This window comes from Pedobacter miscanthi (assembly GCF_032678605.1).
In the GTDB taxonomy this organism is placed as follows: domain Bacteria; phylum Bacteroidota; class Bacteroidia; order Sphingobacteriales; family Sphingobacteriaceae; genus Pedobacter; species Pedobacter miscanthi_A.
This window is the reverse complement of record NZ_JAVTSU010000002.1, coordinates 302,380-316,748: the sequence shown is the minus strand read 5'-3', so window position 1 is coordinate 316,748 and position 14,369 is coordinate 302,380. Positions and strand designations below refer to the sequence as shown.

Sequence of the window (14,369 nt, the reverse complement as noted above, 5' to 3'; positions counted from 1 at the left end):
TATTGGCCACGCCTGAAAGCAATTTATACAAAACACGGAAGTATTAGCACATTTTAAGGGAGGTAATAATAAAGGTATTATTCAATTATCAGCTCCAGGTTTAAAAGCATTAGACTTTTTTTTGGAGCGGCAATTCTTGTTCTTGCAGGCTGGGTTCTGTCCTGCTGTTCGTTCAATCCTTTTGGGAAGCTTGCTCAGGAGAAAAAATCGTCTTTTTACCAAAAGGGATTTCACTTCCATCAGGGCTATTTTACAAAGTGAAATATAAACTTAACTGATCGTTAGCCTTGTAGATCCTTCGTTGCCCTACCATTGATAAGGCATAAATAATGGTCATCATTGGGAGGAGGAACGACGAAGCAATGACGATTTATCGAGAGATTGCCATCATAGAGTTCCTCTGTCACTTATATAGGTTTTCATACAATAAATACCCCCCTCAGGATTGACAAATTCAAATAGAAAGTCTCACTATTATCGTCCGCGTTTCCAATGCGGATTCGTGAGGTCCACATTTGTAATGTAGTAAGGATAGCTAAGGAAGCCCAACATTTTATATTCATAAAAAAAGGCCGCTATGATATTAAATCATAGCGACCTGATTCAAAGTGCTTTATAAATCATTTATGCTTTGGGCGGATATATTGCCAATGGAAAATCTTTATACTGCCAGTGGAAATTTAACTGCTCTATCATTTGTGCACTGTGGTATCCCGAAATATTTACCAGCTTAGGGTTAAATCCATCGCTAAGGTCAGCCGAGAAATAAGTACTGCCTGCGCTGCCACCACCGGCCGTACTGGCTTTTTGAGTACTTAACCAAAGGCCATCTACATGATGGTTAGCATAACCGATTACGTGGTTAATATATTCTCCGGTGCTAAGGGTTAAGGTTTCGACTGAACTGCCGGCTTTACCCTTTAACCCATCAGAAGTTTCACTTCCAGCGTAAAATACTTCGAGGCCGCACAATACACCACCTTCAGCATATATTTTTACTTTACTAATTGTGCTGTCTTCCCTACCCTTAAATTCTGTTGATTTATGGGGCCCGCCGAACGATCCTGTTGTTTTACTGTTAATGGTTTCCTTATATGCTTCATGTTCCGGATCAAAATACTTCCAGAGTGTAGCCGGAAGTAAAAATTCATCAAGTTCTGTGGCATATTGAGCTCTTACTTGTTTTTTACGTTGCTCTGCAGCATTTCCGGCAAGTTCTTTATAATTTTTGTGTCCCTTGTTATCAGAAGTAAGCTGCCAGGCCATTCTCCAGCCATCATAGGTATCAACCGCTTCAGAAATATGGGTGTCCCTCGGAAATGTTCCTTTTCCTTCAATGGTGTAATCGTGCCTGTCTTTTACCTGTTCCATCCTGAAATCCATTACGGCCTTTCTACTTTTCTCTACCTCATCGGTATATTCTTTTATGCTGTCTTTTAATTTCTGCAGGTTGCTGGCCATCACTTCGGGAGTCGCATCAACACCAAAAAGTTCTTTATACTGTACCACCATCGTGTGCCTCAAAATAATCATAATATTACCTAAACCTACCAGGTATGGCAATACCTCTTTAGATTGCCTCAGGAAATGGGGCTCTTCGCCAACAATACCTAAAATTACAGCATCAATAGAAGGTCCTTTAAAACCAGCTGTTTTTTTAATATCTGCTAATTTTTTTAACTGTCCTTCCAACACTTCCCGGAGTTGTTTCAGCTGTGCTTCTTTAATCAGCTCTCTGATACGAACATCCACATAAACCTTCATCTGTTCCCAAAGATCGGCCATTTTGTTCCGCTCACTCCAAAAATGTCCAACAATGAATTTAAGTCCGCCACCAATTTCGGGCGCCAGGCCAATAAGTCCCAATGCCGCTGCGCGGGCAGTTTCGTTAATCTCTACAAAGGATGCCGGATTGTCGTTAGCCGGCTGATCGTATACGGGTACGGGCTTAAACAACTGGTTATCGGTAGTGGTTAAACGATGTTGCACCACCTCGGCATGATCAGCTTTACTTAAGCCATACACATCGAGGTATTTCCCACTGTTGAGGTTCATAATGCGGTAGTATCCATCCCCGGCGGGTATAAATCTGAAATGTAGGTTGGCCTTGTTGGGTTCCCAATGCCAGGAAATAGGACGTGTCCCGTCATCTTTTGAACTATTATGTATGGCTAAAAAACGCTCTTTATAAGGCGCCATTAAAATCCAATGAAAATTATTTCCAAAATCAAACCGAAATTGCTGTTGTTTATTATCAGGATCGAATTTCATCTGGATTAGTGAGGTTCCGAGATTAGTATTGGCAAAGCCAAGTGCTTTTGCACTATGCTTCGCAATCAGGTAGTAGCTCTGATTGGCTATGGGTTTAAACGACATGGGATAGGAGGTTTTAAAATTTGCTTAAATGTATTTAATTAATTTTTGGCAGAAATCATCATTAATGAGTAAATGCGAAATAGTGCAAGGACCGGGGTTGGAAGATCGTATGATGGAAGAGGTGAAATGGAAAATGGATGACAGGAATAAATCAAGATAGCCACCCAACCCTGTGCCCTCCGTGCCTTTTTCTCTGAGCTCTTTGCGGTTAAAAAGAGCGGATGGAAAATGGATGACAGGAATAAATCAAGATAGCCGCTCAGCTCTGTGCCCTCCGTGCCTTTTTCTCTGCGTTATCTGCGGTTAAAAAGAGCGGATGGAAAATGGATGACAGGAATAAATCAAGATAGCCACCCAGCGCTGTGCCATCCGTGACTTTTTCTCTGCATTCTTTGCGGTTAAAAAGAGCGGATATTAAACCTGAAGGCGCTACAACACCTCCTAATTGTTAGGGTGAAGATACAGGCAGCGTAAACCAGAAGGTACTACCTAGCCCTACCTCACTATCGGCACCAATGGTACCATGATGTTTTTTAATAATTTCGGCGCAAATATAAAGGCCAAGGCCCAGGCCCGTGTATTCGCTCCCTCCGTGGTTAATTCTGTAATAACGATCGAAAAGAAAACGGAGATTTTGCTGGGGAATGCCTGCACCTTTATCAATTACCGATACTTTGGCCATTCTGCCCAATTTCTCTACCAGTACTTCTACATTTTTAGAATCCGGGGCATATTTCATGGCATTGTTTACAAAATTGATCACAACTTGTTCGGTACGCGAAATATCGGCATCAACCTCAAGCGTTTCGTCGCCTTTAACATTAATATTGAAAGGATTGTGTGCTGGCAGGTTATCGCAACACTCGCTGATTACTTTTAATAAATTGAATTTTTCAGTCTTAATCTGAAGCTGATCTTCATTGGCCTTACTTGTATTTAAAAGATCTTCGATTAGCAGGTAAACTTTTTCGAGGCTCTTATTTGCCTGTGTGATGAGTTTAGGCAACACCGCAGGCGAAGGATTATCTTTCATCCGATCCAGCAATTGTAACGATCCTTTTAAACTGGTAATAGGAGTTTTTAGCTCATGACTGGCAATACTGATAAAATCATCTTTATGCTGTTGCAGTATTCTAAGTTCATGAATATCAGTAGCGGTGCCCACCCATTGCTGCAGCATGCCATCAACATTTTTAATGGGCATTAACCGGATAAGGTGCCACCTGAAAAGACCATCTGCGCGTTTAGCCCGAACCTGAAATTCGCCGCCATCAATGCGTTTGCGAAGGAAACTAAAGCGGTATTGAATTTCTTTCAGGTCGTCTGGATGCACTACGCTAACTAAATCACCTATTTGTGTTTGGTCCTGGCTTAATCCTGTATAATCGTACCACCTCTGGTTATAATAATCTACCTTACCTTTAACGGTATTGGTCCAGGCAATTTGCGGAATGGTTTCCATCATGTTACGGAAACGGTTTTCACTTTCTGCCAAAGCTTTCGTTCGTTTGGTTACACGGTTTTCGAGTTCTGCGTTTAATTGAGACAACTCCTGGTTAATGGATTTAACTTTTTCCTTTTGTTCGGTAAGCAGCTCATTGGCCAAACGCAATTCTTGTGCATGTTGCTCTTTCTCTCTGTTTTGAATGAGCAAACCATGGTTGGCAATCATCAGTTCGGCGGCCTGGATTTTTAAGGTTTCATCGGCGATTAATTTTTCCCGCCTGATTTCGGTATCCTTTAATGCCCTGTTTATTTTGGCAGGAACCGTAAAAAGCTTATCCTTTGAAGCGTAATCGGTAACGCCGCTATTAATTAACGCCACTGCATTTTCTTCTCCGATAATACCCGAAACAATGATGAAGGGAATTAATGGATACAGACTTTGTTTAATATGAAAGGCACTTACTGCATCGAAAGATGGAAGAGAATAATCGGAAAGAATAATATCAGGACGAAAATTTTCGAGTGCATACTCATACTCGGGGCGATTCTGGGCAATTTTTGAAACGAAATTTAATCCCGATTTTTTTAGTTCACGGCAAAGCAGATCAGCATCATGCTCATTGTCTTCAAGAATAAGAACTTTTGGATTGACGATCATGTCTGGTTTTTGTAATGCCGGCGCCCGGCTTAATTTGCATGTTGTTTTTCCATCCTCAGCTGGCAAATGCAAAGCACTAAACATTTAATTTACGGCCTGACTTAATACCATCCAGTACATCCCAATTTCTTTTATGGCGTGAAAAAAATTGTCGCTATCTACAGGTTTTACAATATAACTGTTGGCACCCAGTTGAAAGCATTTTTCAATATCCGGTCCTTCGTTGGATGAGGTAAGCATCACTACCGGAATGCTTTTGAGACTGGTGTCTGATTTTATCGTTTCCAATACCTGCAGGCCAGAAACTTTTGGCATTTTAAGGTCAAGCAAAACCAGTTTAGGTCGTTGTGTGGCATCTCTCCCGGTATATATACCTCTGCAATATAAAAAATCAAGGGCTGCCGCACCGTCCACCACATGATGGAGTTTATTTGCAAAGCCACTTTTGGTAAGTGCCCTTATAGTAAATAAAGCATCATCTGCACTATCTTCTACAAATAATATTTCAACGTTATCGTAATTCATATCTCTGTTTAATGGCTAAATTTTTGGTAAACTGAAGTAAAAGCTTGCGCCTTGATTTAAAACCGATTCGGCCCAAACACTGCCCTTATGCCTGTCTACAATTTTCTGTACAATGGCAAGGCCTATTCCGGTACCCTCAAATTCTTCCTGAGAATGTAAGCGTTGAAAAACGCCGAAAAGCTTATCGTAATATTGCATATCAAACCCTGCCCCTTTATCTTTCACAAAATAAACCATCAGGTTTCCCTGCTCAAAAGAACCGATTCCGATGGTAGTAGTGGGCTTATTTCTCGAATATTTAATGGCGTTAGCGATCAGATTGATCCAAACCTGCCTGATAAGCGACTTATCGCCTTTGGCGGGAGGAAGATGCTCAATGTCGAAAACAGGGATATTTTCACCTTCTTCAAACATCAGTTCGTTATTTACCGAGCTCACCAAATCGCTCATCGATACTTCGGAAAGTGTTACCTGCTTTCTACCCAGTTTGGAGAAAGCCAAAAGATCATCAATCAGCACACCCATCTTTTTCGAATTGTTAATAATCGACTGAAGGATTTTGTTACCATCCTCATCTAATTTGCTGCCGTAATCTTCGGCCATAATACGTGTGTAGCCATTAATGGCCCTGATGGGCGCACGGAGATCATGAGATACAGAATACGAAAATGACTCGAGCTCCTTGTTAGCGGTTTCTAATTCGGCAGTACGTTCAATTACTTTCCGTTCTAACTCTTCATTTAACTTACGGATATCATCCTCGGCATTTTTTAACTCCCTGTTAGCGATGATTAATTCCTGTGCCCTTTTTTCCTTTTCTTCATTCTGGAAGGCCAATTCCTTATTCGCAATGATCAATTCTGCCGCTCGGTGTTCTTTTTCCGTATTCTGAAAAGCAAGCTCTTTATTGGCGATAATCAGTTCAGCTGCGCGATTTTCTTTCTCTTCATTTTGGAAAACAAGCTCTTTATTGGCAACAATCAGTTCGGCTGCACGTTTTTCTTTTTCCGTATTCTGAAAAGCAAGCTCTTTATTGGCGATAATCAGTTCAGCTGCGCGGTCTTCTTTCTGCTGGTGTTGAAATGCGATTTCTTTGTTAGCGATTGATAGTTCATCCGCATCTGTTTTTTTCATATCCTAAACCTTTAATCTGTTAGATGTAAATAAGTACAGGATGGTTAAGGTTTGCGAATCACCTTTTCTGTAAAGTTTATAAAGCTAACATAACTATTGTAGAAACCGGTTAATTCTTTAATAAATCGAAAGGAGGCCGAAAGTTGGGGAACGGAGGTCAGGAGAATGGATGGTTGAAAATGTAAGCTGGATGATGGAATAAGCACCCAGCTCTATGCACGCTGCGCCTTGCTCAATATGTTCTTTGTGGTTAAAATTAAAGTTGCCATTGATACACGAAAATTCTACGCCATCTGCATCTCAGTCGCGTTTAACCCCTTAACTTGTCGTTTTTGCACGTTAACACCTATAATTATTGGCTGTATCTTTGGATATACCAAATCAAAAAAAACAATATGGCAACTCAAATTTTTGTAAACCTATCCGTTAGCGACCTCAACAAGTCAGTTGAGTTTTTCACTAAACTTGGCTATACTTTTAACCCTAAATTTACCGACGAAAAAGCAACCTGCATGATCATTAGCGATACCATTTATGTCATGCTGCTCACCAGAACCTTTTTCCAGACTTTTACATCAAAAGAAATTATTGATGCGCACAAAGCAATTGAAACTTCTATTGCCCTATCGGCAGACAGTAAAGAGGCCGTGAACGAAATGGTAGATAAAGCCGTGGCTGCAGGTGCTACGATACCTAATCCTGCTACTGATTATGGTTTTATGTATCAGCACAGTTTTGATGACCTTGATGGCCACCACTGGGAATATGTATGGATGGACCCGAATGGCATGCCAGAGCATCAGGGGTAATTACTACCATACTCTGCTAAAATAAAAGGGCAAGCGACGATTTTTCGTGCTTGCCCTTTTATGTTTGGGATTATTCGATATATGCCAGGTATGGGTAGCATTTATTCTTTCACATACCCCTTTTCCTTAAGCTTATCTACAATCCTTTGACCTATTTGCTTACCCCACTCCTGACCTGCAAGCATGGATTCTTGAGTAATCAGAGGGGTTTTTTCAGCGAATTTTTTACCGGCAGGTGTCTCATAAAAAGCAATTACACCTAGAAGGTCTGCCTCTGTTAAATGCTTCTGATATATTGGCAAAATCAGATTAACAAGCTGATTTATTCCATTTTTATTAATTTCAATGGTAAACTCATCCCAAAACTCCTTAGGAACATTTGATTGCTATTGCTTAAACATAGAAACCATTTGATTTAAAGCACCTTTGTAAGCAGCTTCTGAACCTGATACTTTTATTAGTTTTGTTAATGATGATTTGTAACTACTATTCTCCTGACTAAAAGAAACCGTTGTAACAAACGCGAGCAGCAACGTTAAAATAGATATTTTCATGTTTTTTTTAGGTAAAGTTAAAGGTTTTCACCTAAATTATAGAAGATTTATCTTTAATACGCTGATTCCCTCCAACAATTCTGATTAATCCTATTTTTGCGAGAATTTAAATTTCTTTATGTAGGCTTTTTTAATTTCAATCAGTATCACACCATTGGCGCCTCTAGCGCCATATATTGCTGTTGCTTTTGCATCTTTTAACACTTCTATTTTCTCGATCCAATCAGGCGATAGTTCATTCATCCCTGAAGCATTAAGTATACAGCCTTTTTTGCCAGCATAAACATAGTAAAGTGGTTTTTGATCCAGCGAAATTGTTGAGATGCCTCCCAACATAGTGCTCTTTTCAACAATTAACTTCACAATAATTTTGTCATTGATGTCGGTTTCCATCTTCGAAAAACCTACTAAACTAAAAGTGAACCTACTTAGTCTATCCTTATCGGTTATATTAAGTTCGAACCTGCCATTTGAGTCTGTTATGGCCAGCACCTTTTCATCTCCTTTTTTCCTGACCTGCACACCACTTAAGGGATTACCTTTTAAATTATCCACGACTTTTCCGGCGATCTTGGTATTTAAAGGCGGCAGGTTATGTGACAATTCAACAGGTGTTAAGGAAGATTTAGGATGTTGCTCGCTGGGCACTACAACAGGTTTTAAATTTTGTGCCTGCACCGGACTCACTATAAATGCGCCTAAAGCGAAAGGCACCAACCAATGCCAGTTCAGCTTTGATGAAGGCAAAACAAGATCCCGGTTTAACTGACTGGCCAATACCCGTCCGCACACATTATCACTTTTATTTTGAAAGAAAAGAATTAATTCCTTGTCTGATTTGGTTGTAAGATCCAGAATATTTTTTTCGCAACGGCTACAATGGTGGTTTCCATCTGCGCGTTCAATGTCGCTCCACTGCTGCGTACAAGGGTTGGTTAATACCAATTGTAGACTTTTCATGCTTTAGGTTTTAGAAATGATGCACTAAAGAATGTTATTCCATAATAGAAACACTTCATATAACAAACCTTAAAGATTAATTAACCCCTTTTTATGCTAAAAACATCCCAACTGTCACACAAAGTTTTTTTCTGTGTCTTTTATTAATATGAATAAAGCCATACTTTTTGCAACCCTTTTATGCGCTTCCATTACTCAAAGTCTTTGGGCGCAACAAACCGTAAACCTGATAACCACGGACCTGGATCATTTCTGGCAGGCTTACGATAAAATCAATGCTACAAAAGATACGACTGCACAATATATGTATCTCAACCAATTATTTCTGGAGAAAGCAACACCCGGTCAAAAAGCGATGATACGGGCAAGGAATTATACCCCGAAAGAATACCTGGATATGATTACCCAAAAACAAACTTATTTTAATTCCATCCGTTCCAATACGCTAAAAGCGAAAGATTATGCAAAAGCCATTGCCGTTAAGATTGACAAGTTTAAACAACTTTACCCGGCTTTAGAACCTGCAGAAATCTACTTTACGGTAGGTGCCTTTAGAAGTGGAGGAACCACCACGGGGAAGATGGTATTGATTGGGAGTGAGATTGCCATGACCGGTGAACACTTGAATAATCTGGTCTTCACCAATCTTCATGAATATGTACATACCCAACAAAAAACAAACATGGGCGACAATTTACTGGCACAATGTGTAATGGAAGGGGTTGCTGAGTTTATTTCTGAAAAGGTGATGGCCAGTCCTTCCACAACTCCTGCGCTGGCCTATGGCAAAACGCATACCGAAAGTATTAAAAAGGCATTTTCCTTACATATGTTTAATTCCGGAAACGGCTTTTGGTTATACAGCAATGTGGAAAATCAATTTGGCGTGAGAGACCTGGGATATTATGTGGGTTATGCCATTGCCGAACTATACTATACACAAGCAACAGATAAAGCCGGAGCAATTGCTAAGATGATTCAGCTCGATTACAACAATATGGAAGCCTTATCAACCTATGTAGATCAATCGGGTTATTTCGATCAAAAGGTTAGGCAGTTAAAGGATGAATATGAAAAGAACCGCCCTGTTGTGCTGAGTGCGATACCCGAAAGATTAGCAGATTCAGGCGATACTTTGAACTACAAATTTAAAGTTGTCTTTTCAAAACCCATGAATAAACGTTACAGGAACTTTGATTTTGGGCCTTTGGGTAAGGAGAACGCCATGTTTATTAAAAATTTTATTGGATTTTCGGCAGATGGCATTACTGCAGAATTTGAAGTTCAGTTAAAACCCAACAAACAATATCAGCTAGTGCTTGGAGAAAGTTTCAGGGATTTAAATGGTGTAGGAATCAAGCCTTACCTCATCGACTTTATAACTGGAGAGAAATAGTTTTAGAAATAGCGTTTAGATATTTATACTTAACCATAAAAGTGTATTAGCATATCAGCTTAAATGGCCTTATATTGCTTAAAGGGTAAAAATACTCACAGTTTGACAATCGTATCTGGAAAAGAACCAAAGATTAATCCCGCACGTGCGCGACGCTAACCAGCTGAGCAAGCACAACTGTAAATATATTTCCCGCGATAAGCCTCTCAATCAGTTTTCTGCTTTTTTGTTTTTTGACAAAATTTTCAATCTGCATAGCATCTGTTTCTACTTCTCTACAGGAAAATACCGCCTTTAATGCCCATGGACGATGTTTTGAAGTATTAGGTAATCCTTTCAGAAAAATTATGTTCTTGCAAGCGTCTACAGGATCATGACTATATCCAACATAATATTGACAGAAGTGGTTGAATAGAGAACATAAAAATAGTACATCACTCAATAATACAAAAAAAGCCCACAACTTTCGCTGCGGGCTTTTGCTCCCGAGACTGTGTACTTTTCAAGAAATTTGTTAGACGACTTGACTAGAATTTCAAAAATTGATGAAAATGATTTAGAATAATACAATGATGTTTTTGATATTTTAACAAAATCAAAAAAATACTTGGAAATAGTCAAGTAACAATTGGCATAGAATGATTAAAAGCAAAATGCTTCTCAACCATTGCAACTTAAAGGTAAGCGTCCCTTGCCTCCAGCAATTCTTTTAACTATATTGTTCAATATAATAGCTTATGAAATTTCAGTACTGTTCCGATTTGCACCTTGAGTTTTCTCAAAATGCAAAATTCCTAAAATCCAACCCAATCATTCCGAAGGGAGATATACTACTGCTTGCAGGGGACATCGTGCAGTTTGACCAGATCGAAAAGCACAAAGACTTTTTCAATTACATCAGCGATCATTTTTCGGCAAGTTACTGGGTGCCGGGAAACCATGAATATTATTGTTCTAACATCAGCCACCGATCAGGCAAATTTATCGAAAGCATACAGCGCAACGTAACCCTGCTCAACAATTCGACCGTAGAAATCGGTAATACAAGATTGATCTTCTCTACACTCTGGTCGAATATCAGCCAGGGGAAGGAAAAATACATTCGTCGCGGGATGAGCGACTTCCACCTAATCCAGGATGATGGGAACAGCCTAAGTGTAAAAAAATACAATGCCCTCCACAGTCAGAGCGTATCCTATATCGAAAATATAATTGAGCAGGAATATGTTGGAAATACTGTTGTCATCAGTCACCATTTGCCTACCTTCCGGCATTATCCACCCCAGTATCTGGGGAGCGCCCTAAATGAGGCCTTTGCCACAGATCTTGACGAATTGGTCAAGACTTCTCGTGCGGATTACTGGATCTATGGCCATCACCACCAAAAGGTATCAGGTTTTAAGATAGGGGAAACGACCCTGATTACCAATCAGCTCGGCTACGTTTCCCACAACGAGCATGGACAGTTCAATACATCACAATGCATCGAACTGCCTATGGCTCATTAACATTTTGCTATAAAGCGTTATTCTTCGGTCTCCCCCTCAAAGATATCTTCTATAAAAAGATTATTCTTCCTCAACAGTTCTTCAAAACGTGGATCGCCTCTAAATTTTTCATATACATCGCTAGCACTTTTCAGTCCTGCTGCAGTGACCCCCTTCGAAAGTGCGATAGAAATATTCAGATAGAACTCGCTGAGCTTCCCCTGCATGGCATAGATCTCAGCTAGGGTTGCAAAGTAATGCGCCACCCCTGAATTAATCTCGATCGCCCTTGATACATCGACAAATGCTTCTTCATAATCCCCCCTTAAACGCAACTGGTGCGCCCTTGAGTTCAGCGCTTGGTCATTCATAGGGTCCAGCTCAATCGCTGTATGAAGGGAGCTTATCGCTTTGTCCAGTTCTCCCATAGCCTCATAAACCTTGCTCTTGGCAATATGAGTACGTTCATTATCGGGATCGGCCTGGTCGAGAAAATATAGTGCACGGTCATAATCCTTTATCCACTGATAGAAAACACCCAAGTTCAACCTCAACACCGGATCGTTTGGGTTCAGTTCAATCGCTCTTAAGTAGTCGGTAATGGCCTTATCAAATTCCTTTAGCTTGAAATATTCTATTCCACGATAAGCCCAGTACTCATATTTATTTGGATTAAGGGAAATGGCCCTGGAGATATATCTCATCCTAGCGGCCGGATCTTTCTCCATCATATACCTTGAATGATCGCTTTCGGCCTCGCGGGCCTTCTCAATAAATTCATTTGAATTCAGGCTGTCTTTTGTGATGCTATCAAAAAGATCTAGATAGTCCTTGGTCGTTGAGGAAGGTTTTTTTTTATCAGATTCTCTGCTTCCAACTGCAGCCTCGTCGATCTGAATTTGCTCATCGGAATGAATCACCGAAATCGGAAAATCGGCCAGTTCAAAGAGTTCTTCAAACTCCTCCCTAACATCCTCGATGACCTTGTTTTCCATATCTATCTCCGCTGGGGTATAGGGCAGCCTTGAAAGCACAAAATTAATCTTAGGTGGCATTCCCGGGAATGACCTTGAAAGCAGGTTCTTTATGATCTTCTTGGAACCGAACAAATTCTCGGTATTGTGCACTGCCATCACCACCACTTGATCGGCAAGTAGCCTGAGGGTAATGCCGGAGATATCGGTAATGCCTGTCCTTGAATCAATCAGGAAATAATCGGGTGAAATATCTGTTTCTATCTTTGATTTCAGGTCTAAAAAAAACTCGACCCCATGCGGATGCTCTCCATAGAACATTTCCGCCCAGTTTATCATCGACAACTTTTTCCAATAATCACTGCTGTTGATGTCCCCTGCCGATATGAAACTGATCGGGGCATGAGTAGCATTAGAAGGATTGAGTTCGACAACCAAATCCTGAATCTCAAGTCCAATTTTCCCCTTTTTGGAAAAGTCATAGATATGGTCGACAATGCCCCTTGTAATATCCCTGGATGGAACATAGTTAACAAACTTGAACCTAAGCCCGGGCGCATCAAGGTCAAAATCTAGTACACATACTTTTTTACCAAGCTCAGAAAGCCTGATGGCAATCCTGCTCAATGCGAGAGAACGGCCAACGCCGCCCTTATACGAATAGAAAGTTATCGTTTTCATTAGTCAATCAGAATTGAACCATTTTGGCGAACAGCGCTTATCATATCTTCAACGGTCTGCTGGCTCACCCCCTGGGGCAGTACGAAGTGCATCGGTTGGGTGACATCCATTAAATAGGTCTTTCCAATTCTGCAGTCCACTTTGAGTATGCGTGCCACCTCCACGATTCTTGTATGAGAAGCACCTTCATACTCAGTCGCCTCATCTCGCTGTACTTGTTGAGTATGTATATTCAACAGCGCAGCAAGCTGGCCTTGTGTAATGCGCTGGGCTATCCTAGCGGCTATCAATGCTCTTGGTAGTCCGCTGATATCCTTAGGGTCAACACAACTAAATTTACCACTGGTTAGGTTTTGATATTCATCTAACTGGTGTTGTAAATCTGAAATTAGTCCATTAAATCCGTTCAGCACTAGCCTTGAACCTGGAGAATCTGGTTGACCTTGCATAGCCAACATTTCATCCCGTTCACGAATCAATTGATTAAGTTTATTTTGAGTGGTCTTTGCTTGTTTTGCGTTCTTAATCATAATATATCAATTTTAATGATTCCTTTTTTTATGTGTTCCTCATGTTTGATTTGCTGAAAGAAATCTAGGAACATCTTTTTTGAACCAACTTCGAGAGCAAATGCGGGAAAAACATCTGCCCTAAAAAGGGTTTGTTGCGCTAGCCGTGGATGGGTCATATCCCAAAGAATTGGTAACTTTTTTTCAGCCTCGGCCAGATCAACGCCTCTGTTATCCCAACAGACGTCAACATCCTTGGGATGTTCCTTCAAAGTAACAAAGCTCCCATCTATAAAGACAGATTTGCAGCCAATTGTTTTAAGTTCTTTAAGCAGTCTTAACAGCCCAGCATGGATTTCTTTTCTAACAACATTGTAAACGAACCGCTGCTCATATTCAGCGATTGTTGCATCATAGATGCCTTCTGGCAGGTAGCCTGTGTTATCGAAATTGGGTATCAAGATTATTGGATTTCGTCAAATATAACAATTAGACAACAAATTTGTTGTCTTTATTTAAATAATCTTAAGATTTCTCATTTTTTAACAACTATCTGTTCTCGACTATAAAAAGCCTTCAAATGTCGACGCTCAATCAGCGAAAATTATCTTTATCCAGAAAAATATATTTACTTACCTTATTTCTTCTCAGAACAGGCTTTTAAACTCTATAATGGTAGCAAAACTTGGAATCCTATCGAATTGACAGCATCGAACCAAAAAAAGAAAATATAAATTATTGTCTATTCGCTAAGAAGATTTAGTGAAGCAATTTTAAATTTTTAGAGGCTTTGCACGGTATGGGGTACGGTAAAGCTTGAACCAAAAATCGGCCGCTATTTGCACTACGCGACGATTTGG

The 14,369-nt window shown here is 40.2% G+C and carries 13 protein-coding genes; 3 read left to right on the top strand and 10 right to left on the bottom strand.

From position 1 onward, the window contains the following. Positions 1-624: 624 nt before the first annotated feature. The 4 genes from R2R28_RS04205 to R2R28_RS04190 all read right to left on the bottom strand — a co-directional run bounded on the left by R2R28_RS04205 (position 625) and on the right by R2R28_RS04190 (position 6,139). Complete coding sequence (locus R2R28_RS04205) at positions 625-2,376, bottom strand: RICIN domain-containing protein (RefSeq protein WP_316824455.1); 1,752 nt, start codon at positions 2,374-2,376, stop codon at positions 625-627. A gap of 448 nt (positions 2,377-2,824) precedes the next feature. Further along, positions 2,825-4,564 (bottom strand): ATP-binding protein, encoded by a 1,740-nt coding sequence (locus R2R28_RS04200; RefSeq protein ID WP_316824454.1) that lies wholly within the window; start codon positions 4,562-4,564, stop codon positions 2,825-2,827. Continuing rightward, positions 4,565-5,005, bottom strand: coding sequence for a response regulator (locus tag R2R28_RS04195; RefSeq protein WP_316824453.1), 441 nt, complete (start codon positions 5,003-5,005; stop codon positions 4,565-4,567). A 15-nt stretch (positions 5,006-5,020) separates the two neighbouring features. Then, positions 5,021-6,139: a sensor histidine kinase gene (locus R2R28_RS04190; RefSeq protein ID WP_316824452.1), complete on the bottom strand. Its 1,119-nt coding sequence runs from the start codon at positions 6,137-6,139 to the stop codon at positions 5,021-5,023. Between the two features lie 395 nt (positions 6,140-6,534). Here R2R28_RS04190 and R2R28_RS04185 point away from each other — a divergent pair, with 395 nt between their 5' ends. Then, complete coding sequence (locus R2R28_RS04185) at positions 6,535-6,948, top strand: VOC family protein (RefSeq protein ID WP_316824451.1); 414 nt, start codon at positions 6,535-6,537, stop codon at positions 6,946-6,948. Positions 6,949-7,049: 101 nt separating this feature from the next. On the opposite strand, the gene R2R28_RS04180 is transcribed toward R2R28_RS04185, so the two are convergent. The 3 genes from R2R28_RS04180 to R2R28_RS04170 form a co-directional block, all read right to left on the bottom strand. Beyond that, positions 7,050-7,256: a DUF2059 domain-containing protein gene (locus R2R28_RS04180; RefSeq protein ID WP_410479156.1), complete on the bottom strand. Its 207-nt coding sequence runs from the start codon at positions 7,254-7,256 to the stop codon at positions 7,050-7,052. 78 nt (positions 7,257-7,334) lie between these two features. Continuing rightward, positions 7,335-7,502: a hypothetical protein gene (locus tag R2R28_RS04175; RefSeq protein ID WP_316824450.1), complete on the bottom strand. Its 168-nt coding sequence runs from the start codon at positions 7,500-7,502 to the stop codon at positions 7,335-7,337. 90 nt (positions 7,503-7,592) lie between these two features. After that, positions 7,593-8,462 (bottom strand): carboxypeptidase-like regulatory domain-containing protein, encoded by an 870-nt coding sequence (locus R2R28_RS04170; RefSeq protein ID WP_316824449.1) that lies wholly within the window; start codon positions 8,460-8,462, stop codon positions 7,593-7,595. Between the two features lie 148 nt (positions 8,463-8,610). Here R2R28_RS04170 and R2R28_RS04165 point away from each other — a divergent pair, with 148 nt between their 5' ends. Both R2R28_RS04165 and R2R28_RS04160 read left to right on the top strand, forming a co-directional pair. Further along, positions 8,611-9,858 carry a hypothetical protein gene (locus R2R28_RS04165; RefSeq protein ID WP_316824448.1) on the top strand — a complete coding sequence of 416 codons (1,248 nt, stop codon included), beginning with the start codon at positions 8,611-8,613 and terminating at the stop codon, positions 9,856-9,858. Between the two features lie 737 nt (positions 9,859-10,595). Further along, positions 10,596-11,366 (top strand): metallophosphoesterase, encoded by a 771-nt coding sequence (locus tag R2R28_RS04160; RefSeq protein ID WP_316824447.1) that lies wholly within the window; start codon positions 10,596-10,598, stop codon positions 11,364-11,366. Between the two features lie 17 nt (positions 11,367-11,383). Here the strand turns inward: R2R28_RS04160 and R2R28_RS04155 are convergent, their stop codons facing one another. From R2R28_RS04155 to R2R28_RS04145, 3 genes are read right to left on the bottom strand one after another with little or no spacing between them, the layout of a single operon-like run. Continuing rightward, a complete protein-coding gene (locus tag R2R28_RS04155) occupies positions 11,384-13,000 on the bottom strand; it encodes a KGGVGR-motif variant AAA ATPase (RefSeq protein ID WP_316824446.1) in 1,617 nt (538 codons plus the stop codon). Continuing rightward, entirely contained in the window at positions 13,000-13,530 is a 531-nt protein-coding gene (locus R2R28_RS04150) for a hypothetical protein (protein WP_316824445.1), read from the bottom strand. Before R2R28_RS04150 ends, R2R28_RS04155 begins: the two co-directional genes overlap by 1 nt. Further along, on the bottom strand, positions 13,527-13,970 hold the full coding sequence (locus R2R28_RS04145) for a DUF6932 family protein (protein ID WP_316824444.1): 444 nt from the start codon (positions 13,968-13,970) through the stop codon (positions 13,527-13,529). Before R2R28_RS04145 ends, R2R28_RS04150 begins: the two co-directional genes overlap by 4 nt. Positions 13,971-14,369 lie beyond the last annotated feature (399 nt).